General features: G+C 67.8%; 20 protein-coding genes. All 20 read left to right on the forward strand.

What is annotated here, in order from left to right; all coding sequences use genetic code 11:
- The first annotated feature begins 359 nt into the window (after positions 1-359).
- The 20 genes from trpE to C1O66_RS19405 all read left to right on the forward strand — a co-directional run bounded on the left by trpE (position 360) and on the right by C1O66_RS19405 (position 24,717).
- Positions 360-1,859: an anthranilate synthase component I gene (trpE, locus tag C1O66_RS19310; RefSeq protein ID WP_102769389.1), complete on the forward strand. Its 1,500-nt coding sequence runs from the start codon at positions 360-362 to the stop codon at positions 1,857-1,859.
- On the forward strand, positions 1,860-2,444 hold the full coding sequence (locus C1O66_RS19315) for an anthranilate synthase component II (RefSeq protein WP_102769390.1): 585 nt from the start codon (positions 1,860-1,862) through the stop codon (positions 2,442-2,444).
- A 5-nt stretch (positions 2,445-2,449) separates the two neighbouring features.
- A complete protein-coding gene (ltaE, locus tag C1O66_RS19320) occupies positions 2,450-3,478 on the forward strand; it encodes a low-specificity L-threonine aldolase (protein WP_207795988.1) in 1,029 nt (342 codons plus the stop codon).
- Between the two features lie 12 nt (positions 3,479-3,490).
- Complete coding sequence (gene trpD, locus C1O66_RS19325) at positions 3,491-4,531, forward strand: anthranilate phosphoribosyltransferase (RefSeq protein ID WP_102769392.1); 1,041 nt, start codon at positions 3,491-3,493, stop codon at positions 4,529-4,531.
- 188 nt (positions 4,532-4,719) lie between these two features.
- Positions 4,720-5,529 (forward strand): indole-3-glycerol phosphate synthase TrpC, encoded by an 810-nt coding sequence (gene trpC, locus C1O66_RS19330; protein ID WP_102769393.1) that lies wholly within the window; start codon positions 4,720-4,722, stop codon positions 5,527-5,529.
- 19 nt (positions 5,530-5,548) lie between these two features.
- Positions 5,549-6,253 carry a uracil-DNA glycosylase gene (locus C1O66_RS19335; protein ID WP_243392846.1) on the forward strand — a complete coding sequence of 235 codons (705 nt, stop codon included), beginning with the start codon at positions 5,549-5,551 and terminating at the stop codon, positions 6,251-6,253.
- Between the two features lie 338 nt (positions 6,254-6,591).
- The gene (locus C1O66_RS19340; protein WP_102769395.1) at positions 6,592-7,524 is read left to right on the forward strand and encodes a glucosamine kinase nucleotide-binding domain-containing protein; all 933 of its coding nucleotides are present in this window, start codon (positions 6,592-6,594) and stop codon (positions 7,522-7,524) included.
- Between the two features lie 10 nt (positions 7,525-7,534).
- Complete coding sequence (locus C1O66_RS19345) at positions 7,535-8,272, forward strand: GntR family transcriptional regulator (RefSeq protein WP_171829049.1); 738 nt, start codon at positions 7,535-7,537, stop codon at positions 8,270-8,272.
- Between the two features lie 7 nt (positions 8,273-8,279).
- Positions 8,280-9,410, forward strand: coding sequence for an N-acetylglucosamine-6-phosphate deacetylase (gene nagA, locus C1O66_RS19350; protein ID WP_102769396.1), 1,131 nt, complete (start codon positions 8,280-8,282; stop codon positions 9,408-9,410).
- A 19-nt stretch (positions 9,411-9,429) separates the two neighbouring features.
- Complete coding sequence (locus C1O66_RS19355; protein ID WP_102769748.1) at positions 9,430-10,440, forward strand: SIS domain-containing protein; 1,011 nt, start codon at positions 9,430-9,432, stop codon at positions 10,438-10,440.
- A 15-nt stretch (positions 10,441-10,455) separates the two neighbouring features.
- Complete coding sequence (gene nagZ / locus C1O66_RS19360) at positions 10,456-11,931, forward strand: beta-N-acetylhexosaminidase (protein ID WP_102769397.1); 1,476 nt, start codon at positions 10,456-10,458, stop codon at positions 11,929-11,931.
- A gap of 36 nt (positions 11,932-11,967) precedes the next feature.
- Complete coding sequence (locus tag C1O66_RS19365) at positions 11,968-13,302, forward strand: MFS transporter (RefSeq protein ID WP_243392847.1); 1,335 nt, start codon at positions 11,968-11,970, stop codon at positions 13,300-13,302.
- A complete protein-coding gene (locus C1O66_RS19370; RefSeq protein ID WP_207795989.1) occupies positions 13,299-14,255 on the forward strand; it encodes a glycoside hydrolase family 16 protein in 957 nt (318 codons plus the stop codon). Before C1O66_RS19365 ends, C1O66_RS19370 begins: the two co-directional genes overlap by 4 nt.
- An 86-nt stretch (positions 14,256-14,341) precedes the next feature.
- A complete protein-coding gene (locus tag C1O66_RS19375; protein WP_102769398.1) occupies positions 14,342-15,412 on the forward strand; it encodes an acyltransferase family protein in 1,071 nt (356 codons plus the stop codon).
- A gap of 559 nt (positions 15,413-15,971) precedes the next feature.
- The gene (locus C1O66_RS19380; RefSeq protein WP_102769399.1) at positions 15,972-19,184 is read left to right on the forward strand and encodes a lantibiotic dehydratase; all 3,213 of its coding nucleotides are present in this window, start codon (positions 15,972-15,974) and stop codon (positions 19,182-19,184) included.
- Entirely contained in the window at positions 19,181-20,413 is a 1,233-nt protein-coding gene (locus C1O66_RS19385; protein WP_102769400.1) for a lanthionine synthetase LanC family protein, read from the forward strand. The genes C1O66_RS19380 and C1O66_RS19385 overlap by 4 nt, the downstream gene beginning before the upstream one ends.
- A gap of 214 nt (positions 20,414-20,627) precedes the next feature.
- The gene (locus C1O66_RS19390) at positions 20,628-20,879 is read left to right on the forward strand and encodes a hypothetical protein (RefSeq protein ID WP_102769401.1); all 252 of its coding nucleotides are present in this window, start codon (positions 20,628-20,630) and stop codon (positions 20,877-20,879) included.
- A 104-nt stretch (positions 20,880-20,983) separates the two neighbouring features.
- Positions 20,984-21,262 (forward strand): hypothetical protein, encoded by a 279-nt coding sequence (locus tag C1O66_RS19395; protein WP_102769402.1) that lies wholly within the window; start codon positions 20,984-20,986, stop codon positions 21,260-21,262.
- Between the two features lie 111 nt (positions 21,263-21,373).
- Positions 21,374-22,621, forward strand: a complete 1,248-nt coding sequence (locus C1O66_RS19400) for an HlyD family secretion protein (protein WP_102769403.1) — start codon at positions 21,374-21,376, stop codon at positions 22,619-22,621.
- On the forward strand, positions 22,618-24,717 hold the full coding sequence (locus tag C1O66_RS19405; RefSeq protein ID WP_102769404.1) for a peptidase domain-containing ABC transporter: 2,100 nt from the start codon (positions 22,618-22,620) through the stop codon (positions 24,715-24,717). The genes C1O66_RS19400 and C1O66_RS19405 overlap by 4 nt, the downstream gene beginning before the upstream one ends.
- Positions 24,718-24,756: the final 39 nt, after the last annotated feature.

Consider the following 24,756-nt stretch of genomic DNA (forward strand, 5'->3'; position numbering starts at 1 on the left):
TTTGAATGGGGCTGCTACACTCGCCCGCACTATGTTCATCACGCGCAAGCACATCAAGGGGTCGCACGACCGGGGAGCCTGGCCCTGGCGTCGCCCGCTCGCCTTCCTTCGCTGAAGAAGACGCCGCTTGGCCTGCTGCTTGCCGCAGGCGTGATGTCCGAGCCGCCCCGCGCGCAGCTCGTCACACCATGCCTGACCATGGCCTCCTGAATCGACGCTGCTCTACGTGCGCCCAAACCTGGGTGTCGCCTGTCGTTGATCCGGTCCCAGCGCCCGTCGTCTCTTCTTTGTTGATGCGCCGCGCCACCGCCACCCCCTGATTCCCGGTGCGCGTCGCCTGCCTGCAAGGGTTTGACGTGATGATCACTGAACTTGAATTTCAAAGCCTGGCCAGCCTGGGCTACAACCGCATCCCGCTGATCAGCGAGGCTTTCGCGGACCTGGAGACCCCGCTGTCTCTGTACCTGAAACTCTGCTCCGGCGCCGGCGCTTACGGTGGCAATTCGGGCAAGCACAGCTTTCTGCTCGAATCCGTGGTCGGTGGCGAGCGCTTCGGGCGTTACTCCTTCATCGGCCTGCCGGCCCGCACCGTGCTCAAGAGCCATGGGCGCAAGACCGAGGTGATCCGCGACGGCGCCGTGGTCGAGACGCATGAAGGCGATCCGCTGGCCTTCATCGAGGCCTATCAACAGCGCTTCAAAGTGGCCCTGCGCCCCGGCATGCCGCGCTTCTGCGGCGGCCTGGCGGGCTACTTCGGCTACGACGCGGTCCGCTACATCGAGCCCAAGCTGGCCAAGACCGAAAAGGCCGGTGGCCTGGACACGCCCGATGTGATGCTCCTGCAATGCGAGGAACTGGCCGTCATCGACAACCTCTCGGGTCGGCTCTACCTGATCGTCTATGCCGACCCGGCCCAGCCCGAAGCCTTCCACAAGGCCAAGAAGCGCCTGACCGAGCTGCGCGACAAGCTCAGCTACAGCGTCAGCGCGCCGCAGGTCAAGCGCGGCCAGGCGCACCCGGTGCAGCGCGAATTTGCACGCGCTGATTTCGAAGCGGCCGTGCTCAAGGCCAAGGACTACATCGCCGCCGGCGACTGCATGCAGATCGTCTTCGGCCAGCGCCTGTCCAAGCGCTACACCGAGTCACCGCTGAGCCTGTACCGCGCCCTGCGCTCGCTCAACCCCAGCCCTTACATGTATTTCTACGATATGGGCGACTTCCAGATCGTCGGCGCCTCGCCCGAGATCCTGGTGCGGCATGAGCGCGTGGCCGAGGGCCAGCAGGTCACCATCCGCCCCTTGGCCGGCACGCGGCCGCGCGGCGGCACGCCCGAGCAAGACCTGGCCCTGGAAGCCGAGCTCAAGGCCGACCCCAAGGAGCGCGCCGAGCACCTGATGCTGATTGACCTGGCCCGCAACGACCTGGGCCGCATCGCCGAGATCGGCTCGGTCAAGGTGACCGATGCCTACGCGGTGGAGCGCTACTCGCATGTGATGCACATCGTCAGCAACGTCGAAGGCCGGCTGCGCGAGGGCTTGTCGAATATGGATGTGTTCCGCGCCGCCTTCCCGGCCGGCACGCTCTCGGGCGCGCCCAAGATCCGCGCCATGCAGATCATCGAAGAGCTGGAACCGGTCAAGCGCGGCATCTACGGCGGCGCCTGCGGCTACCTGAGTTTTGCCGGCGATATGGACCTGGCCATCGCCATTCGCACCGGCATCGTGCAGGATCAGACTTTGTACGTCTCGGCCGCGGCCGGCATCGTGGCCGACTCGGTGCCCGAGCTGGAGTGGAAAGAAACGGAAGCGAAAGCCCGCGCCCTGCTGCGCGCCGCTGAACTGGTTGAGGAGGGCTTCTAAATGCTGCTGATGATCGACAACTACGACAGCTTCACCTTCAACCTGGTGCAGTACTTCGGCGAACTCGGCGCTGAGGTCAAAGTCGTTCGCAATGACGAGATCACCCTGAACGAAATCGAGGCCTTGCGTCCCGATCACCTGGTGTTCTCGCCCGGGCCGTGCTCGCCGGCAGAGGCCGGCATCTGCGTGCCGGCCATCCAGCATTTCGCCGGCAAGCTGCCCATCCTGGGCGTGTGCCTGGGCCACCAGAGCATGGGGGCGGCCATGGGCGGCAAGATCATTCGCGCCAAGACCCAGATGCATGGCAAGGCCAGCACCATCAGCACCGACCAGAAGGGCGTGTTCCACGGCCTGCCGCGTGATTTCAGCGTCATCCGTTATCACTCGCTGGTGATCGAGGAGGCCACGCTGCCCGCGGTCTTCGACATCACCGCCCGCAGCGAGGACGGCGAGATCATGGGCGTGCGTCACCGCGAACTGGCCGGCACGGCCACACCGATGGAGGGCGTGCAGTTCCACCCCGAGTCCATCCTCAGCGAGCATGGCCACGCCATGCTCAAGAACTTTCTCCAACTGGCCCTTTGATCACCATGAGCACTGTTGTCGATCTTCGCAGTGATACGGTGACTCAGCCGACGGTCGCGATGCGGGCTGCCATGATGGCGGCTCCGTTGGGTGACGATGTGTTTGCCGATGACCCCTCGGTCAATGCCTTGCAGCATGCCCTGGCCGAGCGTCTCGGCTTTGAGGCGGCACTCTTCATGCCCACCGGCACGCAAAGCAATCTGGCGGCGCTGATGGCGCATTGCCAGCGCGGCGAGGAGTACATCGTCGGCCAGTTCGCCCACACCTACCGCTGGGAAGGCGGCGGTGCGGCCGTGCTCGGCTCCATCCAGCCCCAGCCGCTGCCGCATCAGGCCGACGGCTCGCTGTCCTTGGCCGATATCGAGGCCAATATCAAGCCCGATGACGCCCATTTCGCGCGCACCCGCTTGCTGACGCTGGAGAACACCATCGGCGGCAAGGTGTTGCCCATGGACTATCTGGCTGCCGCCTCGGCCCTGGCGCAGAAACATGGGCTGACGCGCCATCTGGACGGTGCGCGCCTGTTCAATGCCGCGGTAGCCGTGGATGCCGCGGATCCGTATGCTGCGGCGCGGCGCATCTGCAGCCATTTCGACAGCGTTTCGGTCTGTTTTTCCAAAGGCCTGGGCGCCCCGGTCGGTTCGGTGCTCTGCGGCTCGGCGGCGGTGATCCAGCGCGCCCACCGCTGGCGCAAGATGCTGGGCGGTGGCATGCGTCAGGCCGGTGTGCTGGCGGCTGCAGCCCACCATGCGCTGGACCATCACGTTCATCGCCTGGCCGACGACCATGCCCTGGCTCAGCGTCTGGCTCAGGGCCTGCAAGGCATTGCCGGCCTGAGCGTGGAAGCGCCGCAGACCAATATCGTGTTTGTCGATGTGGCTCAGGGAGAGCGTGCTGCAGGCTTGTTGCCTTATCTGAAATCGCGCGGCGTGCTGGCCACGGGCCTGTATCGCCTGCGTTTTGTGACCCATCTGGATGTGGATGCGGCCGGTGTGGACCACGCTGTGGCGACCGTGCGCGAGTACTTCGCTTGAGAGGAAATTGAGATGCCGATCACCGACACCGAAGCCCTGACCCGCGTCATCGAACACCGGGAAATCTTCCACGACGAGATGCTGACCCTGATGCGTCGCATCATGGCCGGCGAGATGTCGCCTGTCATGGCCGCCGCCCTGCTGGCCGGCCTGCGGGTGAAAAAGGAAACCATCGGCGAGATCACCGCCGCCGCGCAGGTGATGCGCGAGCTGTCCAACAAGGTGCCGCTGGAGCCGGCCCTGCATCCGCATCTGGTCGATGTGGTGGGCACGGGCGGCGATGGCGCCCACACTTTCAACATCTCCACCTGCTCGATGTTCGTGGCTGCCGCTGCCGGCGCGCAGGTGGCCAAGCATGGCAACCGCAGTGTCTCCAGCAAGACCGGCAGCGCCGATGTGCTGGAGCAGCTGGGCGCCAACATCATGCTCAGCCCGGCCCAGGTGGCCGAGAGCGTGGCGCAGACCGGCATCGGGTTCATGTTCGCGCCCAACCACCATCCGGCGATGAAGAACATCGCCCCGGTGCGCAAGGAGATGGGCGTGCGCACCATCTTCAACATCCTGGGCCCGCTGACCAACCCGGCCGGCGCGCCCAACATCCTGATGGGCGTGTTCCACCCCGATCTGGTCGGCATCCAGGTGCGTGTGATGCAGCGCCTGGGCGCCGAGCATGCCCTGGTGGTCTACGGCAAGGACGGCATGGACGAGATCTCGCTGGGCGCCGCCACCCTGGTGGGAGAGCTGAAGAACGGCGAGGTGCGCGAGTACGAGATCCACCCCGAGGACTTCGGCCTGGCCATGGTGTCCAACCGCAGCCTGCGCGTGGCCGGCCCCGAGGAGTCGCGCGTGATGCTGCTCGGCGCCCTGGCCAATGAGGACGGCGCGGCGCGTGACATCGTGCTGCTCAATGCCGGCGCCACCCTGTACGCCGCCAATGTGGCCAGCTCCATCGCCGACGGCATCGCCCGCGCCCGCGCGGCCATTGCCAGCGGCGCGGCCCGCGCCAAGCTCGACCAGTTTGTGGCCGCCACACAAGCTCTCGGCCGCGGCTGAGAGCTTGTGAATTTTTTACTGCGCGACTGCCATGCGTCGTTGGTCCGGTGCTCGGAATCCTCACGTACAGGAAGTACGTTCCGGTTCCTGCGCTCCGTCCGCCTAGCCTGACAGCCGCTCGCTACAAAAATTCGCAAGCTTTGAGCTTGCAGCCGGCAGGACGTCCTTTCATTTTGCTGAGTCCCACCATGTCCGACATCCTCCGCCGCATCGTTGCGGTCAAACATGAAGAGCTGGCCGTGCTGCGCCGCCAGCGCTCGCTGGCCAGCCTGCGCGAGGAGGCCGAGAGTGCCGAGCGCCGCGCCGACCTGCGCGACTTCGAAGCGGCGCTGCGCGCCCGGATCGCCGCTGGCAATCCCTTGAAGGGAAGTGCCGTGATCGCCGAGATCAAGAAGGCCAGCCCCAGCAAGGGCGTGCTGCGCGCGAACTTCGAGCCAGCCGCCATCGCGCAGAGTTATGCCCGCCACGGCGCCGCCTGCCTGAGTGTGCTGACCGATGCGCAGTTCTTCCAGGGCTCGGTCGCCTACCTGCAGCAGGCCCGCGCGGCCTGCGCGCTGCCGGTGCTGCGCAAGGACTTCATGGTCGACGAGTACCAGGTCTTTGAAGCGCGGGCCATGGGGGCCGACTGCATCCTGCTGATCGCCGCCTGCCTCGATGATGCGCAGATGGCCGATCTCGAGGCCGTGGCGCAGAGCCTGGGCCTGGCCGTGCTGGTCGAGGTGCACGACGGTGCCGAGTTGGACCGCGCCCTGCGCCTCAAGACCCCGCTGGTCGGCATCAACAACCGCAATCTGCGCAGCTTCGAGGTCACGCTGGACACCACCCTGGGTCTGCTGGACCGTGTGCCGGCCGAGCGTCTGCTGGTGACCGAGTCCGGCATTCTGGCGGCAGCCGATGTGCAGACCATGCGCGCCGCGAACGTGCATGCCTTCCTGGTTGGCGAGGCCTTCATGCGTGCGCCCGATCCGGGTGAGGCGCTGGCCGCCTTGTTCGCCTGAGGCCTTGCCGGGCGAGCCTGTGAGTCTGGACCTGCTGGCCCCCGTGGACCCCGGCTGGCAGCCGGTGCTCGATGCCTGGGTGGCCAGCGCCGAGGGCCAGCGCCTGCTGGTTTTCTTGCAGCGCCGCCGCGAAGCCGGTGCGCGGATCTACCCGCCCGAGCCGCTGCGTGCCCTGCGCCTCACGCCCCTGGCCGAGACCCGTGTGCTCATCCTCGGTCAGGATCCGTACCACGGGCCGGGGCAGGCCGAGGGTCTGGCGTTCTCGGTGCCCGAGGGGGTGACGCCGCCGCCCAGCCTGCGCAATGTGTTCAAGGAACTGCAGCGCGATCTGGGCCAGCAGCCGCCCATGTCGCCACATCTGGGTGCCTGGGCGCGGCGCGGTGTGCTGCTGCTCAACAGCTGTTTCACGGTGGAAGATGGCGCGCCCGCCAGCCACGCCAAGCAGGGCTGGGAAGCCCTGAGCGACGCCCTGATCGCCGCGGCCGCGCGCGACCCCGCGCCCAAGGTCTTCATGCTCTGGGGCGCGTACGCGCAGGCCAAGGCGCCACTGATCGCGGCGGCTCAAGGCCCGGGCGCCGCGTCGCACTGCGTCTTGCAGGCCAACCACCCCTCACCGCTCTCGGCCTTGCGGCCGCCCGTGCCTTTCATCGGCTGCGGGCATTTCAGCGCCGCGGCGGCCTTTTTGGCGCAACACGGTCGCGCGCTGGACTGGTCGCTGGACTGAGGGTTGCGGCGGCCCGACTCAGGGCTATCCCCGAGGCGGCGCACCCGGAAACGAAAGAGCCGTCAACGACAATCTGTCGTTTTGCCGGTCGATGGAGCTTTGCTCTAAAGACCTCTTCAAGACCTGCTCAAGGTTTGCTCAAGATTCACATGCACTCCGGGCTGCTACCAGTCGCCAGCTTGGTTCTAAACTGGTATGGTGTTTGCCCAGGGTGCTGTGCAGTTCTGTACCTCTGACTCGGCACTGACAAGGCGCCCATGTGGCGTTTCTGCACGGCTGCAACCAGGGTAGACCAGCCATTGACGGGTCTTCATTTTTGGTACTAAACTGGTATTAATATGAAAACGGTCATCCTTCGTTCACAAGCCCTGCAGGGCGCCACGGCTTCCGATCTTTCGGCAGCGGTGCAGTACCTGATCGGGGTGGACGGTGGCGGCACCGGCACCCGCGTGCGCTTGAGCGACCGGGACGGCGTGCTGCTGGGGCAGGGCGAGTCCGGCCCTTCGGCCCTGGGTCAAGGCGCCGAGCAAGCCTGGCGCCACATCCAGCAGGCCGTGCAGGCCGCGGCTGCGCAAGCAGGCCTGGGTGAGCTGGATCTGTCGCGCTGCGCCATCGGCTTGGGCCTGTCGGGCACCGGCGTCGAGGCGCAGGTCGAGGCCTTCTCGGCCCTGCAGCCTGGCTATGCCCTGGTGGCCCTGGACAACGACGGTTTCACCACCTTGCTGGGCGCCCATGGCGGTGAGCCCGGCGCGGTGGTCGCGGCGGGCACCGGCACCATCGGTGAAGGCCTGCGCCGCAATGGCGAGCGCGCCTACATCAGCGGTTGGGGCTGGGTCTGCGGCGATGAGGGCAGCGGCGCCTGGCTGGGCCTGAAGGCCATGCGCCATGCCCAGCAGGCCCTGGACGGCCGCGCTGAAGCCGGCGCGCTGGCCCGCGCTGTCTGGGCCGTGGCCGGCCAGGACCGCGCCACCATCCTGGCCTGGTGCGCTGCCGCCGGTCAGCATGGTTATGCCAGCCTGGCGCCCCTGGTCTTCGACCACGCGCCGAACGATCCGGTGGCGGCCGGCTTTGTCGCCGATGCCGTGAGCGAGCTGGAACGCCTGGCCCACGCCCTGGATCCCCAGGCTGAACTGCCTCTGGCACTGTGCGGAAGCATCGCTTTGCGTTTGAGTTCCGAATTCTCAGGCACCATTCGTGCCCGCTGCGTGTCACCTCGGGGTGATTCCGCCGAAGGTGCGCTGCACCTGGTGCGCAGCGCACTGCAACGCTGAGGATTTCGTGATGAGCATCGCATTTCAATTCAAGCCCGATCCGGACGCCGCCTCGCCGCTGTACATGCAGCTGGCCCACAAGCTGGCCCAGGCCATCCGTGAGGGCGTGTACCACGCCGACGAGGCCCTGCCTTCGGAGCGGGTGCTGTCTGAATCGCTGGACCTGTCGCGCGTGACCGCGCGCAAGGCCATCGATCGCCTGGTCGAGCAAGGCCTGATCATCCGCAAGCGCGGTTCGGGCAACTACATCGCGCCCAAGCTGGAGCAGCCGCTGTCGCGCCTGACCAGCTTCTCGGAAGAGCTGCAGCAACGCGGCTTCAAGCCCAGCTCGCGCTGGCTGACCCGCAGCTTCACGCCGGCCGCGCCGGACGAGCAGCTGAGCCTGGGCCTGTCCACCGGCGAGCGCGTGGCGCGTCTGGAGCGCTTGCGTCTGGCCGACACCGTGGTCATGGCCTACGAGGTCAGCGTGCTGCCCGAGGCCGTGCTGCCCGATCCGGCCAGCGTGCAGGCCTCTTTGTACGAACACCTGGCCAAGCTCGGCGGCGCCCCGGTGCGCGCGCTGCAGCACATCCGGGCCATCAATGCCGACACCAAACTCGCCAGTCTGCTGGAAGTGCCGGTGGGCCAGGCCGTTTTGTTCATCACCCGTGTGGGCTATCTGGAATCGGGTCATGCCGTCGAGCTGACGCATTCCTACTGCCGCAGCGATTACTACGACTTTGTCGCCGAGATGCGGCGCGAGGGATAGGCGAAGGATGACCTCAGTACAGCACATCGACGCAGACATCCTCACGCCGCAAGGCTTTGTACGGGGTCGACTGGACTATGTTGAAGGGCGCGTGAGCGCCATCCACGGCAGCCCGGTCACGGAAAGCCAGGTCCGGCACGATGCCGGCGAGCGCCAGATCGTGCTGCCTGGTTTCATCGATGTGCATGTGCACGGCGGCGGTGGCCGCGACACCATGGAAGGCGGCGACGCCGCGGGCCAGATCGGGCGATTGCATGTGCGCCACGGCACCACCTCCATGCTGGCCACCACCATGACGGCGCCGCTGGACGAGATCCGCTCGGCCCTCAGCGCCCTCGGCCCGTTTTGCGCCCAGCGCGCGCCGGGCTCGGCCCGCCTGCTCGGCGTGCACCTGGAAGGCCCTTACATCAACCCCGGCAAGCTCGGTGCCCAGCCCGACTTTGCCAAGCCCGCGACCCTGGCCGAGATCCATGCCCTGCATGCCTTGGCGCCCATCCGCCTGATCACCCTGGCGCCGGAACTGCCCGGCACGCTGGACCTGATCGCCGAGCTGCGCGCCGAAGGATTCCAGGTGCAGATCGGCCACACGGCCGGCACCTACGAGGACGGCGTGCAGGCCCTGCAGCACGGCGCCGGTGGCTTCACCCATTTGTTCAACGCCATGTCCGGCCTGCACCACCGCGAGCCCGGCATGGTGGGCGCGGCCCTGGCCCATGCCAAGTACGCCGAGATCATCCCGGACCTGCTGCATGTGCACCCCGGCGCCATCCGCGTGGCCATGCGCGCGATCCCCTGCATGTTCTGCGTCACCGATTCCACGGCCGCGGCCGGCATGCCCGATGGCGAGTACAGCCTGGGCCGCCACCGCGTGACCAAGTGCATGGGCGGCGTGCGCCTGCCCGACGGCACCCTGGCCGGCAGCACCCTGACCATGGATCAGGCCTTGCGCAATCTGGTCGGTCTGGGCCTGGAGATTGAAGACGCCTCGCGGCGCGTGTCGACCTTTGCTGCCGACTACATGGGTTTGGAAGATCGCGGTCGCCTGCAGCCTGGTGCTTGGGCGGATTTTGTTGTACTGGACCGTGATTTGCAGTTGCAAGGCGTGGTCGTTGAAGGAGAAAAAATTGACCTCGCCTGAGTTGGTGCATGCCTCGCGCATGTTGCAAGAAGCCCTGAGTGCCCCCGCCGCTGTCGCACACCAGCTGGCCCATGACCAGAACGCCTACGCCGAGCTGGGCGAGGCCCTGCGCGAGCAGCCGCCCACGGCGCTGCTGACCGTGGCCCGTGGCAGCTCGGACCATGCCGCCCACTACATGGCCTATCTGATGATGGCGCGCATGGGCCGCCTGGTGACTTCGCTGCCGATGTCGCTGGTGACGCTGTACCAGAGCAAGATCGTCTGCGACGGCCTGGTGTCCCTTGCCTTCTCGCAATCGGGCCAAAGCCCCGATCTGGTCGCACCGACCAAGTTCTTCCGTGAAGGCGGTGCCCGCACCGTGGCTTTCGTCAATGCCGAGAGCTCGCCGCTGGCCGATGCCGCGCAATTCGTGTTCCCGCTGCGCTCGGGCCCCGAGCTGAGCGTGGCCGCCACCAAGAGCTATATCGCCCAGCTGGTGGCCGGCGCCCGCGTGGTGGCCGCCTGGAGCGGTGATGAAGACCTGCAGGCCGCGCTGCAGCAGCTGCCCTCGGCCCTGGAAGAAGCAGCCAAGCAGCGCTGGGATGTGGCGGTGGACGTGCTCAAGGGCGCGGACAAGCTCTTCGTCATCGGCCGTGGCACGGGCCTGCCCATCGCCATGGAAGCGGCGCTGAAGTTCAAGGAAACCTGCGGCATCCAGGCCGAGGCCTTCTCGGGCGCCGAGGTCAAGCATGGCCCCATGGCCCTGGTGGACGAGGGCTACCCCATGCTGGTGTTCGCGCCGCGTGGCCCGGCCCAGGCCGGCCTGATTGCCCTGGCCGAGGAAATGCGCGGCCGTGGTGCCCGTGTGCTGCTGGCTGCGCCGGCCGGCACGCCCGGCGCCGAGCTGCCCCTGGCCTGCACCGGCAATGAAGACCTGGACCCGATCGCCGTGGTGCAGAGCTTCTACCCCATGGTGGAAGCCCTGGCCCGCGCCCGCGGCCGCAACCCGGATGCGCCGCCGCATCTGGCCAAGGTCACCAAGACGAACTGATCGGGGCCGGCTGTCATGACTGCTTTTCATCCCGGCCAGCTGGTGATGGTCGACATCCAGGGCAAGTCCCTGGACGCGGCCACCGCCGAGTTCCTGCGCGCCAACCAGGTGCGCGCCGTCTGCCTGTTCCGCAAGAACCTGGGTACCGAAGCCGAAGTGCGCCAGCTGACCCGCGATCTGCGCGAGGTCATGGGCCCCGGCGCTCTGATCGGCCTCGACCAGGAAGGCGGCTCGGTGGTGCGCGCCACCTTTCTGCCGCAGGCGCCCTCGGCCATGGCCTTGGGCGCGGCCGATGACGCCGCCCTGGCCGAGAAGGTCGGCGCCGCGGTCGCTCGCGGCCTGGCGTCCATCGGTGTGAACTGGAACTTCGCACCGGTGCTGGACATCAACAACAACCCGGCCAACCCGGTGATCGCCGAGCGCAGCTTCTCCGAAGATGCCGATGATGTGACCCGTTTGGCCGGCGCCTGGATGGCCGGTTCGCTGCGCGAAGGCGTGGCCTGCTGCGTCAAGCATTTCCCCGGCCACGGCGACACCCATGTGGACTCGCACCTGGCCCTGCCGACGGTGGACAAGAGCCGCGCCGAGCTGGATGCGCTGGAGTTGCGCCCCTTCAAGGCCTTGCGTGATGCGGCACCCGCCGTGATGACGGCCCACATCGTCTACCCGAAGATCGACCCCGATCACCCGGCCACCTTGTCGACCAAGATCCTGGGCGACATCCTGCGCCGTGAGTGGGGCTACGACGGCGTGGTCATCACCGACGCGCTGATGATGAAGGCCATCTTCGAGCGCTACGGCTACGCCCGCGCCGCCGTGATGGCCATCCAGGCCGGTGCCGACATGATCCTGGCCCAGGGTTCGCTGGACGAGCAGGGCCAGTCCATCCAGGCCTTGAAAGACGCCTTCGAGCGCGGCGAGCTGACCCTGGAGCAGGGCCGCATCGCCGCCGCCCGCCTGGACAAGCTGGCCGCCGCCTACCCGGTGCGTCACGACGACTACCAGGGCGAGCCGCGCGGCGCCGATGACCGCCTGATGCGCCAAGCCTGGGCCGCCGGCCTGACCGCCTTGCGCGGCGCCACGCCGCCGGTCCGCGACGCGGCGCTGCGCGTGTTCGTGCAGCCCGAGGTGCCGACCGATGGCGTCTCGGAAGCCGGCCCCTCGGGCGCGCAAATCGTCGAGCTCTTCCGTGCCTTCCCGAATGCCCAGATTGAGTTCGTCGAGGACATCCTGGCCCTGGACTGGGCCACGGTGCCGCAGGATGGGTGCCTGAACATCGTCGCCTCCACCCACCGCATGCGTTACGGCCAGAACGCCCGCGCCTGGACGCCTGACCTGCATCTGGTGCTCTGGAACCCTTTCCAGGCCCTCGATGTGCCGGGACCGACCGTGGTGAGCTGGGGTTATGCCGATGGCGCTCTGGCCGGCCTGCAGGCATGGTTGCAGGGCGAGCATGTGGCCGCTGCGCAGTCGCCTGTGCGTCTGGACTGACGCCCTTTCCCTCTCCACCCTGGGGCTTGTTGAGACATGAACACCACCACCTTGAACGCCGAGCGCACCGAGACCTCCATGAGCCCAGCCGACACGAAGAACAAGGCCCGCGCGCCCGGCACCTGGGTGCTCAGCCTGTACTTCCTGCAGGGCTTGCCCTTCTTCATGGTCAATCTGGTCTCGGCCCTGATGTTCAAGAGCCTGGGTGTGTCCAACGAGGACATCACGCGCTGGACCGGTCTGCTCGGTCTGGCCTGGGTGTTCAAGCCCCTGTGGAGCCCGCTGCTGGAACTGGCCCCGAGCAAGAAGTGGATGGTGATCAGCTTCCAGGCCCTGGGTGCGGCGGCGCTCGGCCTGATCGCGCTCTCGCTCAATCTGCCGAGCTTCTTTGTCATCTGCATCGCCTTGCTGGCGGTGGCCGCGATCGCTTCCGCCTCGCATGACATCGTCTGCGACGGCCTCTACATCGCCACTCTGAGCGGCAAGCAACGCGCCGTGTGGGCGGGCTGGCTGGGCACCTGCTTCAATGGCTCCAAGCTCTTTGCCATGGGCGGCCTGGTGATCCTCGCCGGCACGCTGGAAAAGAGCGCCGGCCCGGTGGTGGCCTGGGCCACGGTCTTCGGCATCGCGGCCGTGACCATGGCGGTGCTGGCGGCCTACCACGTCTGGGCCTTGCCCGACACGCGCAGCAGCGTCGAGGCCGGCGGCAGCATCGAAGTGGCCGGCACCCTGGGCGATGTGATTCGCAGCTTTTTCAAGCTCGAAGGCGTGTGGGTGGCCATCGCCTTCATCATCCTGTTCCGCGCTGGCGAGGCCCAGGTGCAGGCCATGGGCCCGCTGTTCATGAAGGACGCCCGCGAACTCGGCGGCCTGGGCATGGCCACCACCGAGGTGGGCCTGTCCTACGGCACGGCAGGCACCCTGGCCTTTCTGGCGGGCAGCATTGCCTCGGGTTACTTCACCGCCTGGTTGGGTCTGCGCCGCGCCATGATCTGGCTGCTGTTGGCGATGAATCTGCCCAATCTGGCTTTCTATGCGCTGGCGGTGAGCCAGACCACCAACCTCTGGTGGATCTCCCTGGCCGTGAGCCTGGAGACCTTCGGTTATGGCTTCGGTTTCGTTGCCGTGATCCTGTTCATGATGCAGTTCGTGGCCAAGAGCAAGTACCAGACCGCGCACTACGCCATCGCCACGGGCTTCATGGCCCTGGGCTATGTGATCTTCAAGGCCATCAGCGGCGATGTTCAGAAGTTGCTGGGCTATCAGAACTTTTTCCTCTGGGTGGTGCTCTCGGCGATTCCGGTGTTCCTGATGCTCAAGGTGCTGCCGATTCGCGAGGACGAAGCGGCTGAGCCCACGCCCGAAGCATGAAGACCGTTTCTGCGGTGCGCGTGGGCTTGCGCATCGGCGCGCTCACGCTGGGATTGAGCTCGCTGCTGGCGCCGGTTGTGGCGGCTCCGGCAACGAGTCCTGCGCCAGCACCGGCCGGCCTGTTCTTCGATGACTTCAGCTACCGCGACCTGAGCGGCCTTTGGGCCCAGGGCTGGACGCCGCGCAGCAAGGCCGGCCATCCCGGCGTGACCGGTGCGCGCTGGAGCGCCGAGCAGCTGAGCCTGGTCGATGATCCTCAGCAAGCCGGCAACCGCCTGCTGCGCCTGGCCGCGCAGACCGACGGCAGCGGCGCCGGCACGGCACAGGCCCAGATCTGCCACCAGCGCAAATACCTGGAAGGCACGTATGCGGCGCGCCTGCGCTTCAGCGATGCGCCGGTGCGCGGTGTCGATGGCGACCCAGTGATCCAGACCTTTTATGTGGTGGCGCCCTTGCGCCATGACTTCGATCCTGAGTTCAGCGAGATCGACTGGGAATACCTGCCCAACGGCGGCTGGGGCAGCGAGAAGACGCGGCTCTATGGCATCGCCTGGCAGACCGTGCAGCTCGAGCCCTGGAAGAGCTACAACCAGTCGCACGAAGAGTTCACCAACCTGAATGGCTGGCACCAGCTGCTGATGCAGGTGTCAGGGGGCCAGGTCAAGCTCTTCCTCGATGGCCGGCAGCTGGCCACGCATGGCGGCCGCAACTACCCGGTCTCGCTGATGTCCATCAACTTCAACCTCTGGTTCTCGCCCGGCGGCCTGCTGCCGGCCAGCAGCCAGGCGCGCGCGTACGAGCAGGATGTGGACTGGGTCTTTCATGCTCGCAACAAGGTGCTGAGCCCGGCCGAGGTCGATGCCGAGGTCAAGCGCCTGCGCGCCGGCGGCGTGGCGCAGCTGGACACCGTGCCGGCGGCTGAGCCGGCGCTCAGCAGCCTGTGTGATTTCTGATTCCGGGTGCAGCGACCCCGCACCCCAGCTGGTCGGGGCGGTGACCGGGTGTTTTTGTGTGAGTGTGATGGAAAGGGCGGGCCGCGATGAGCGCTAGCCAACGGTTTGCGTCGGTGGACGCTTTGCGAGGTCTGGCCGTGGCCGCCATGCTGCTGGTCAACAACCCCGGCGATTGGGGCCATGTCTACGCGCCTCTGGAACATTCGGCCTGGCATGGCTGCACGCCGACCGACCTGATCTTCCCCTTCTTCCTGTTCATCGTCGGCGTCTCGCTGGCCCTGGCCCTGGGGCCGCGGCTTGATGCGCAGGCGCCGGTCGCGCCCTTGCGCCGCACGGTGCTGGTCCGCGCGGCACGCATCCTGGCCCTGGGCATGGTGCTGCACCTGCTGGCCTGGTGGCTGATGGGCAAGCCCGAGCTGCGCATCCCAGGTGTGCTGCAGCGCATCGCGATCTGTTTTGCGCTCAGCGGCCTGGTGGTCCTGCATTTGCGCCGCTCGGCCCAGCAATGGGGCTTGCTGGCGCTGCTGCTGCTGGGCTACGGCCTGCTGCTGGCCTGGGGCGGCAGCCTCGACAAGGTCGGCAACATCGCCTCGCGGTGGGACGCCGCCTTGTTCGGCCGTTTCGGCTACGAGTGGAATGCGGCCACCGGCCTGGGCCACGATCCGGAAGGCCTGGTCAGCACCCTGGGCGCGCTGGCCACCAGCCTGCTGGGCCTGCAAGCCGGCCAGTACCTGCGCCGCGCCCAGTGGCAAAACCTCTGGCTGCTCGGTCTGGGCAGTGCCTGTCTGGGCCTGCTGGTGGCTGAATTCCAGCCGCTCAACAAGCAGCTCTGGACGCCGAGCTTTGTGCTCTGGACCGGCGGCCTCGGCGCCCTGGCCCTGGCCCTGGCTCACCGCCTGATCGACCAGGCCGGCTGGCCGGCCCTGGGCCGCAGCTTCGGTGTCAACGCCATCGCCGCGTATGCCGGCGCCTGGATGTGCACCGTCATCCTCGAAGGCTTCGGCCTGATGGCGCCGCTCTATGCCGGCGCCTTCGGCTGGATCGATTGCCTGGCCGGGCCGTTCAACGCCTCCCTGGCCTTTGCCATTGCCTTTGTCGCGGTCTGGGCCGTGATCGTGAAATGGCTGGATCGTCGCGGCATCTACTTCAAGGTGTGAGGCCCAAGGCCCGTCAGATGCGGGCCTCAGACGCTGTGCGTCCCTGATCGGGCCGTCGGCTCCCCTAACGATCTACTTCATCGCGCAGTCAGCTGTGCGTTTTTGTGCCGCGCCAACCGTGCACCCGCCCGGGCTGTCGGTACAAGCCGATACGGCGCGATGCAGCCCCACCCCAAGCCCCGTGCCCCGCGCGAAGCCCGACCCTCCGAGCGGGCCTGGCGGAAGCCGACCTCTCACCCCGGCCGCATGCTGCGGCATGCCGTGTAACTCCCTCGTTACCCGATCCTGTAAGGTCTGACAGGGTGCCGTCAGCACCTGCCCACAACTTCAGTCCAGCGCCGTATATTGGTATTTGTTAGGTACTTAATTGGTATCTCAATAACGGCGACAGGAATTGTGGTGGTCTCGGGTAGAGGAACCCGTCCATCGTGTGAGCGGCGGATCGTCCAGGCGACGAGACCGCGGCCGCCAAGGCCTTCGATGGCTTGCCTGGTGATGTGAATCATCGGGTGCGAACCGAGCCCGCCCGGGAACGCAGGGCGGGCGCGATGGAGGGGCAATGAGTGATCTTGTGAGCGCACCTGACTTTGTGCTGCTGCGCCATCCGCTGCTGCCGCTGGAGCAGTTCGAGGCCTGGTGTCAGAGCGCGGACCGGGAGCAATACATCCTCGCGCAGTACGAGCAGGCCTGGCTGGACGAGGCGCTGTATGTGTCCAGCCCCTCGCTGCACGCGCGCCTGCAGGAGCTGCGCGCCGGCGTGGGCGAGCTGCATGAACACCCGAGCGAGCGGCGCAAGTTCCTCGCAAGCCTGGCGCGCTTTCTCAGCCGCGCGGCGTATCGATGCACGCCCTTCGGCCTGTTTGCCCAGGTTCAGCTGGGCCGTGTCGGCGCGACGGCCCCGGCCGAGGGCGAAACCGCTCCGGCGCTGCGCCGGGGCATCCATCTCGACAGCGGCGTCGAAGCCTGGCTGATCGAAACCGCACTCCAGGACCGCAGCTGGCGCGAGCTGCTGAAATGGCAGATCAGCAACACCGCCTTTCAAAGCGGTGCGCATCTGAACTACGTGGACTGGGTCTACCAGGCCAATCGCCAGCGCAGCTACCGCGCCGTGGAGGTCAGCTTTGACGAGGCCTTGAGCCTGGTGCTCGAGGCGGCGCAATCGCCTCGGCCCTTTGTCGAGCTGTGCGAGGCCTTGGTTCGCCGCCTGGACGTCGAAGCCGAAGAGGCCGGCGACTACCTGCATCAGCTGATCGATCGCCGGCTCTTGCTGCCCTGCCTGGCGCCCACTGCGAGCACGGCCTGCAGCCTGGATCTGGCGTTGGCCCAGTCACCGGACCATCCGGTCCTGGCGCCGATTCGCGAGATCCAGCAGCAGCTGCATTCGCTGCGACACGCGGCGGATCAGCGCCAGTCCCTGGTGCCGCAGTACCAGGTCTTGCGTGCCCGCATCGAGGCACAGATCGGCGCCGAGGATCTGAGCCGGGGCGTCTTGCAGATCGACACCCTGGATGCGCGGCCGGCCCCGGTCGATGCGCAGCAGCTGCAGGCGCTGCTCGGCCGGATCCAGCTGCTGATGCGGCACACGGCCCGGCCGGCGGGCGCGCTGCAGTCCTACAAGCGGCTGTTCCGCGAGCGTTTCGAGGATCGCGAAGTCAATCTGGCCTATGCCTTGCATCCCGAGCTGGGCCTGGCCTATCCCAATCGCGGGCCCCTGGTCTCCCCGCTGCTGGACGGCCTGCGCCTGGGCGCGCCTGCTGAGGCCGACAGTTCGGGGGCACCGGGCGGACTGCTGCCCCTGGAGCGGCTGCTGCTGAGCCGCCTGTTCGGACAGGGCGCGCAGGGTGCCTGCATCGCGCTGACGGAGGCCGATCTTCAAGCGCTCCCGTCGCCGCCCGCGCTGACCCTGCCGGAAGGGGGCTTCGCCCAGCTGTCGGTGCTGCCCAGTCCGCCGGGCGTGGCACCGAAGTTCGAGCTGCGCGGCCTGGGCGGGCGCAACGGCCTGGAGCTGATCGCCCGCTTCTGCCACCTGAGCCCCGAGCTCAGCGAGGCCGCCGCGCACTACGCCCGCGAGCACCGGGACGAGCATCCCGACTGCATCTACGCGGAGATCATCCACCACCCGCAGGACCGCTTGCTCAACATCCTGCGCCGGCCCTCGCTGGCCACGCACGAGCTGGTCTACGCAGGGAGCAGCGACAAGCCCCGCGAGCAGCAGCTGTGGCTGTCGGACCTCAGCATCCAGTTGCTCGGCGATCGCTTTGTGCTGCGGGAGCGCCGCAGCGGCCGCCGGGTCATTCCGCGCCTGAGCAGCGCGCACAACTACCACGCGCGCCAGCTTGGGGCCTACGAGTTCCTGGCCGGCTTGCAGGATGACGACGGGCCCTGGCTGGGCTTCAGCTGGCCGGCCGCCGTGCAGCACTTGCCGCAGCTGCCCCGGGTGGAACTCGATGGCCTGGTGCTGGCGCGGGCCCGATGGCTGCTCGATGCGGCGCAGATCGCGGCGCTCAACCAGGCCGCCGTCAGCGATGGCTTGCGCGCCTGGTGGCAAGCCATGGGCTTGCCGCGTTATGTCACCTGGGACCAGCACGACAACCACCTGCCGGTGGACCTCGACAACCCGGCCTCCGTGGGCCTGCTGCTCGATGACATCATCAAGCTGCCGCAGGCCACCCTGCATGAGTGCCTGGCGCTGAACGCCGCGTCAGAGCATGGCTGCATGGCCCAGCACAGCCAGGAATGGGTGCTGCCCTTGCGCCGCAGACCCACGCCGCCTTTGCCGGCACCCGCCGCCGAGTCTGCGGCGGCAGCGCCCCCTGCCTCCCCTCCATCGCCCGTGCCCTGGAACCCGGAGCGCTGCCACCTGCAGGGCGAGGGGGAGCGCCATCCCGCGCTGGAAGAATGGGCCTATCTGCGCCTCTACACCGGCGCGGGCTATGCCGACCGAGTCTTGCGCGAGTGGGTGGCGCCACGGCTTCGCCAGGCTCGCGCCGAGGGCCTGCTCAGCGGCTGGTTCTTCGTGCGCTACCAGGACAGCTTCGAGCATCTGCGCCTGCGCGTGAAGGGGCGCGATCGGGCGGCCTTGATTGCGGTGCACGCGCAGTTGCTGGCGGGCCTGGCGGACGCGCAAAGGCAAGGCCTGCTGTGGCGGGTGCAAGGCGATGACTATGTCCCGGAACTGGCCCGTTATGGGGGCAGGGTGGGCTTGTCGCTCAGCGAACAGCTGTTCGGCATCGATTCGGACGATGCGCTCTGCTTGCTCGACCTCGAAGCCGCTACCGAGGGCCAGGCTGAGAGTGCGCCGCCCCGTTGGCTGTATGCCCTGGCCTCGCTGGACAGCTATGCACGCCAGCTGAGCCCGGACCCCGTGCAAAGAGAGGCGTTGCTGGAGCAGCTGGCGCGCCAGTTCCTGCATGAGCAGGCGGGGGCGCAGGGACGATCGGCCGCCCTGGTGGCCATCGGCTCGCGTTTTCGCGAGTTCCGCCGCGAGCTGGACGCCTTGCAGCGAGGCCTTGGCAGCCTGGGCGAATGGCAGCAGCAGCTGGCGCGCAGCGAGCACAGCCGCGCCCCATGGTTGGCTGCGCTGCACGCGCATTTGCCAAGCCTGCCGGCGCGTCAGGCTGAGGTGGTGCTGCACAGCCTGCTCCATATGCACTGCAACCGGCTCGCACCGAGCGAGCCGCGCCGGCACGAGACCTTGCTCTATGACTTTGCGCGGCGCCTGGAGCGGGCCCGGCAAGCACGCAAGCCCGCCGCGCCGATGGGGGCGGCATGAGCACGCAGGACGACGAGGCGGGCCGCCTGATCGCGGCCGTACGCCGGCAGCTGCGGCGCCAGCTGGACGGCCCGTGGCTGGATGCCAGCTATGCCTGCGGAGCCGCGGGCCAGCTGCTCTGCCTGGCCGCGCTGGACCACCGCGAGGCGCCCGAAGCCGCGCTGGCGAGCGGCTGGGTGGAGGAGATGGTGATGCGCGTGCTGGAGCCGCTGCCCCGCTATCCGCAGGGCTTGTTCCAGGGCGCGCAGGGGATGCTGTTTGCGGCCCTGGAGCTGGACCAGCGCTATCAGCTGGGCGTGGTGGAGGAGGCCGCCAGCGAGGCCGATGAACTGCTCCTGGACCATCTGCGTGCCAAGCCCGAGCCGTCGGACCAGCACTTTGACGTGATCAGCGGCCTGGCGGGCCTCCTGGTCTATGCCGCCTACCGGGAGAGGCAGGGCAGCTGCTTGCCCTTGGTGGCGGCCTGTGTCGAGCGCTTGCAGGCCAGCGCCGAGATCCGGGCTGGCGACGCCGGCGAGGAGTTCTTCTGGTTCACGCCGCCGGCCTGGATTCGAGGCTTCCCCATGGGCGACGCCCATCCAACCGGCTGCGCCGATCTCGGCCTGGCCCATGGCCAGGCCGGCGTTCTGGCCGCCCTGGCCTATGCCCTGGCTCGCGGCCACAGCGGGCAGGCGCCCGGGCGCCGTTTGCTGGAGGGCGCGCTCTCGCATCTGCGCCGGCATGAGTCGCCACAAGGCCATTGGCACTTCGGTGCGGCGGCCGAAGCCCCGGGCCCGACCCGCTGTGCCTGGTGCTACGGGGATCTGGGCACCGCGGCCGCCCTGCAGCTGGCCGCGGCAGCCTTGGATCGCCCGGCGCTGGATGTCTGGGCGCAGCGGCTGCTGCAGTCCCTGGGTCAGCGCCCGATCCTTGGGCTGGGTTTTGTGGATGCCTGGCTCTGCCACGGCAGCCTGGGCTCGGCCTGGTTGTTGCATCAGCTGGCGCCGGACCAGGCGCTGCTCGTGCATCGATTCGAGCAGTTCCATCCGCTGGCGGGTGAGACGGGTTTGCTGGCTCAGTTCCTGGCGCAGCCCGAAGCGGCCAATCTGAGTTTGCTCGAGGGCTATGCCGGCCTGGCCTTGGTGCTGGAGGAGCGCCGCCGCGGTGCGCTGGCGTTGCCCTGGTGCCTGCCCTTCCTGGCCGGCCGCCGAGCCCTGCGGGTGCAAGGCCAGCCGGCGCCCGTGTCCTGAAACCCATGGCGCGCTGGCTGCGCTGCTTTGAATTCGACTGCGGTACCCGAAGGCTCGGCCAGGCCGGACGGTATGGCAGCGATCGCGGTGTTGACCGTCACCTGTGCTGCACGGAGCGCAGGCGCGAAGTTGATGCCGACACGGGGTTGCCGTGAACAGCCCCGTCCTTCGTTTGCGGCCTGCGGGCCGCCCTTCAACTCGACAAGGAATCTCCATGAACAAGTCAGACCGACTGAAGCTGAACACCACCTCGGTGCGCAGCCTGTCGCCCAGCGAAGTCGACCAGGTGGTCGGTGCCGATGGTGGCCCCACGGGCAACACCTCGCTGTCCAACGCCTACTGCGGCCCCTGTCCTTCGAACAACCCCTGCCAGACCCGGAACTGCCCGCCGCCGGAATCGACCGGCTGCCCACCGCAGCCGACGACCACCCTTCCGCCCTGGGCGACCAAGGGTTGGTGCATCTGAGCCTCTGAAGGCTCGCCGAACCGGTGCCGCCCGCAGCTGGGCGGACCGGTCGATCTGTTCCCGCATGACCTCGCGGTCACATTCCCCTAACGGAAAGAATCATCATGAAGCAAAGCAGAAAGCTCTCCCTGGCGACCACCTCGGTGCGCCAGCTCAGCCCCTCGGAGCTCAACGAAGTGGCCGGTGGCTACACCTCGATCGCCGCCTGCGGTGACGACCCCACCAACCGCCCCTGCATCACCGTCAACGCAGCCACCGGCTGCCCCACCGGTGTGCCGCAGACCCAGGGCTGCCCGCCGGCGACCGGCAACTGCGCCACCAACGCCTGCCCGCCGGCCTCGCGCACCCCGCGCTGCGGTGGCGGTGCCAGCGCCTACTGCTGATGGCGTGATGGCCGACTGGAGGGCTCGGCCCGGGCTGTTCCCGGTCCGCGCCTGACAGGCGCCCGAGAGGCTTCGGCCTTTCGGGCCTGTGCTTTTGCTGGAGAAGCTCCCATGCTGTTTCGTCAAGCTGCCCTGGATCATCTGCGCCGCGGCCACGGGCAGGGCCATGTCTTGCTGCGCAGCCCGCGCAGCTTCTGGTTCATGTCGGTGGCGGCCTTGGGCCTGGGTCTGGCGGTGTTGCTGATGCTCTTCCTGGTCAGCTACACGCAGCGTGCGCGCGTCAGCGGCCATCTGGTGCCGGATCGCGGGCTGGTGAACCTGGCCATGCTGCAAACCGGCGTGGTGGCTGAGGTTCTGGTCCACGAGGGCACGAAGGTGCGCCAGGGCCAGGCCCTGTTTCGCCTGCGGGCTGAGCGGCCGTCTGCGGCGGGCGAGCTGGCTCAGGGGGCGGTGCGCAGCCTCGAGCAACAACGGGACCATTGGCGGGCCGAGCTGCAGCGCCTGGATGCCTTTGCCGCTGCGCAGACCGAGACGCTGCTCCAGAAGCGCCTTGATCTGGAAGCCGAACTGCCACGGGCGCAGGCCGAGCAACAACTGCTGCGTCGCCGCCTGCAATCCGCCCAGGAGGCTCTGGCCCGCTTCGAGGCGCTGCAGGGCACGGGCTTCGCGTCGCGACTGCAGGTTCAGCAGCGCCAGGACGAGGTGCTGGATCAGCAGGCGCGCCTGGCGGCTCTGGAGCGCAATGAGCGAGACATCCGTTCGCAGCTGGCCGCATTGGTGCCCGAGCTGCGCGCACAAGGCCTGCGTGACGGCAGCCCGCGTGCCCAGGCCGAGCGCCAGCTGGCGGCCCTGCAGCAGGAGATTGCCGAGGCCCAGGGCCGCCACGAGTGGGTGCTGACAGCGCCTGTCGATGGCCGGCTGACCTCGCTGCAAGCCCATGCGGGGCAGACCGTAGCTGCCGGCCAGTTGCTGGCCCTGCTGCTGCCCTCGGGGGCGGCCTTGCAGGCACAGCTTCAGCTGCCCTCCAGTGCGGCCGCTTTTGTGCAGCCGGGCCAGAAAGTGGCGCTGCGCTATGCCGCCTTTCCGTACCAGAAGTTCGGTCAGCACGAGGGTGTGGTGCAAGAGGTCTCGCGTGCCGCCGTGCAACCGCCTGCTGCAGGCGGGGCGGGTGGGGCAGGCGCGGCGGCTGAGCGCAGCTACCGGGTGCTGGTGCGCCCTTTGAGTCAGACCGTGATGGCCTATGGCCAGCCGGTGGCCTTGCAGGCCGATATGCAGGTGGAGGCCGATGTGATGCTCAGCGAGCGCCGTTTGATCGAGTGGATTTTCGAGCCCATGCTGGCCTTGAAAGGCCGGCTGTGAGCGCGCTGCAAGGCCTTCGTTTCGGCTTCGGGGCGCGCCTGCCCCTGGTGCAGCAGACCGAGACGGCCGAGTGCGGCCTGGCCTGCCTGGCCATGGTCAGCAGCTACCACGGGCAATGGCTGGAGCTGGCCGATCTGCGCCAGCGGCTGCAGGCCTCCGCCAAGGGCGTGACGCTGAAGCAGCTGATGGGCTTTGCCGGCGAGATCGGCCTAGCGGCACGAGCGGTGCAGCTGGAGCTGGAAGATCTGCCGCAGCTGCAGACGCCCTGCATCCTGCACTGGGACATGAATCATTTCGTGGTGCTGGGCCGGGCCGGCTCGCGCCACATCACCGTGCACGATCCGGCCAGCGGCGTGCGCCAGCTGAGCCTGGCGGAAGCCTCACGCCATTTCACCGGCGTGGCGCTGGAGCTTTCGCCCATGCCCAGCTTCGAGCGCAGCGAGCCCCGGCCGGCGGTCGGGCTGGGCCAGCTGGTCGGGCAGATCAGCGGGCTCAAACGCTCCCTGGCCCAGGTCTTGATGCTGTCCCTGGCGCTTGAAATCCTGGCCGTGGTGTCGCCGTTTTTCCAGCAGTGGGTGCTGGACGGCGTGATCGTGCAGCGGGACACCGACCTGCTGCAGGTCATCGCCCTGGGCTTCTTCATGCTGATGCTTTTGCAGCTGCTGCTCAGCACCTTGCGCAGCTGGATGGTGATCTATTTTTCGACCCAGCTGAATCTGCAATGGGCCTCCGGGGTCTTGAGCAAGCTCTTGCGCCTGCCCATGGACTATTTCATGCGCCGGCATCTGGGCGATGTGATGTCACGCTTCGGCGCCATCCAGAACATCCGCCAGACCTTGACCTCGGCCGCACTGAACGCGGCGCTCGACGGGCTGATGGCCGGCGTGGCCTTTGCCATGATGCTGATTTACAGCGTCAAGCTGGCCTTGGTCACCCTGGCCGCCCTGGTGATCTATGTCTTGATCCGGGTGCTGTCCTACGCGCCGTTCCGGCGTGCGAACGAGGAGCAGATCGTCCATGCCGCGCGCCAGGACAGCCATTTGCTGGAATCGGTGCGCGGGGTGCAATCGATCAAGCTGTTCAACCGTGAGGACGAACGCCGCGCGCATTGGCTCAACCTCCTGGTCAACACCAGCAACCGGGAGCTGGCGACCCAGCGCCTGTCGACGCTGTACCAATCGGCCAACGCCCTGGTGTTCGGCGTCGAGAACATCGCGGTGATCTATCTCGGCGCCTTGCTGGTCATGCGCGGTGAGCTGTCGATCGGGATGAGCTTTGCCTACGCGGCCTACAAGCTGCAGTTCAGCGGTCGCATCAGCGCGCTGGTTGACCTGGCGTTTCAGGTGCGCATGCTGCGCATCCAGCGCGAGCGGCTGGCCGATATCGTGCTCAGCGAGCCCGAGCCCTCGGGCGGTGTGGGCCTGCCGGAGGCGGCCGTGCCTGACATTGAGCTGCGCCAGGTGCGCTTCCGCTACGGTGCCAACGAGCCCTGGGTGCTGGACGGCGTCAACCTGCGCATAGCCGCCGGGGAATCGGTGGCCATCGTCGGCCCCTCGGGCTGCGGCAAGACTACCTTGCTGAAGATCATGCTGGGCCTGCTGGTGCCGACCGAGGGCGAGATCCTGGTCATGGGCCGCCCCTTGTCGGCGGTGGGGCCGCAGGCCTGGCGCGAGTGCCTGGGGGCGGTCATGCAGGACGACCAGCTGTTTGCCGGCTCGATTGCCGAGAACATCGCCTTCGGCGCGGCCGAGCTGGACCTCGATCGCGTGCGCCTGTGCGCCCGCATGGCCGCCGTCGAGGACGATGTGCTGGCCATGCCCATGGCCTGGCAGACCTTGATCGGCGATATGGGCGCAGCCATCTCCGGCGGGCAGAAACAGCGTCTGCTGCTGGCGCGAGCCCTGTACAAGCAGCCCCGAATCCTGTTCCTCGACGAGGCCACCAGCCATCTCGATGCCCAGCGCGAGCAGCAGGTCAATGACGCCATCCGCGCACTCCAGCTGACGCGCGTGGTGATCGCCCATCGCCAGGAGACCATCGCCATGGCGGGGCGGGTGATCGAGCTGCAGCCGCAGATGGTGCCGGTCTTGCGCTAGGCGGTCAGGCGGGGTGGCCGCGGGGCGGTACCGAGGGTG

The organism is Paucibacter aquatile (assembly GCF_002885975.1).
Taxonomy (GTDB): Bacteria; Pseudomonadota; Gammaproteobacteria; order Burkholderiales; family Burkholderiaceae_C; genus Paucibacter_A; species Paucibacter_A aquatilis.

Bases quoted from the DNA above. Each gene is read 5' to 3' on its own strand.
- trpE (WP_102769389.1), top strand. From the start codon at position 360: ATGATCACTGAACTTGAATTTCAAAGCCTGGCCAGCCTGGGCTACAAC.
- C1O66_RS19315 (WP_102769390.1), top strand. From the start codon at position 1,860: ATGCTGCTGATGATCGACAACTACGACAGCTTCACCTTCAACCTGGTG.
- ltaE (WP_207795988.1), top strand. From the start codon at position 2,450: ATGAGCACTGTTGTCGATCTTCGCAGTGATACGGTGACTCAGCCGACG.
- trpD (WP_102769392.1), top strand. From the start codon at position 3,491: ATGCCGATCACCGACACCGAAGCCCTGACCCGCGTCATCGAACACCGG.
- trpC (WP_102769393.1), top strand. From the start codon at position 4,720: ATGTCCGACATCCTCCGCCGCATCGTTGCGGTCAAACATGAAGAGCTG.
- C1O66_RS19340 (WP_102769395.1), top strand. From the start codon at position 6,592: ATGAAAACGGTCATCCTTCGTTCACAAGCCCTGCAGGGCGCCACGGCT.
- C1O66_RS19345 (WP_171829049.1), top strand. From the start codon at position 7,535: ATGAGCATCGCATTTCAATTCAAGCCCGATCCGGACGCCGCCTCGCCG.
- nagA (WP_102769396.1), top strand. From the start codon at position 8,280: ATGACCTCAGTACAGCACATCGACGCAGACATCCTCACGCCGCAAGGC.
- C1O66_RS19355 (WP_102769748.1), top strand. From the start codon at position 9,430: ATGTTGCAAGAAGCCCTGAGTGCCCCCGCCGCTGTCGCACACCAGCTG.
- nagZ (WP_102769397.1), top strand. From the start codon at position 10,456: ATGACTGCTTTTCATCCCGGCCAGCTGGTGATGGTCGACATCCAGGGC.
- C1O66_RS19365 (WP_243392847.1), top strand. From the start codon at position 11,968: ATGAACACCACCACCTTGAACGCCGAGCGCACCGAGACCTCCATGAGC.
- C1O66_RS19370 (WP_207795989.1), top strand. From the start codon at position 13,299: ATGAAGACCGTTTCTGCGGTGCGCGTGGGCTTGCGCATCGGCGCGCTC.
- C1O66_RS19375 (WP_102769398.1), top strand. From the start codon at position 14,342: ATGAGCGCTAGCCAACGGTTTGCGTCGGTGGACGCTTTGCGAGGTCTG.
- C1O66_RS19380 (WP_102769399.1), top strand. From the start codon at position 15,972: ATGAGTGATCTTGTGAGCGCACCTGACTTTGTGCTGCTGCGCCATCCG.
- C1O66_RS19385 (WP_102769400.1), top strand. From the start codon at position 19,181: ATGAGCACGCAGGACGACGAGGCGGGCCGCCTGATCGCGGCCGTACGC.
- C1O66_RS19390 (WP_102769401.1), top strand. From the start codon at position 20,628: ATGAACAAGTCAGACCGACTGAAGCTGAACACCACCTCGGTGCGCAGC.
- C1O66_RS19395 (WP_102769402.1), top strand. From the start codon at position 20,984: ATGAAGCAAAGCAGAAAGCTCTCCCTGGCGACCACCTCGGTGCGCCAG.
- C1O66_RS19400 (WP_102769403.1), top strand. From the start codon at position 21,374: ATGCTGTTTCGTCAAGCTGCCCTGGATCATCTGCGCCGCGGCCACGGG.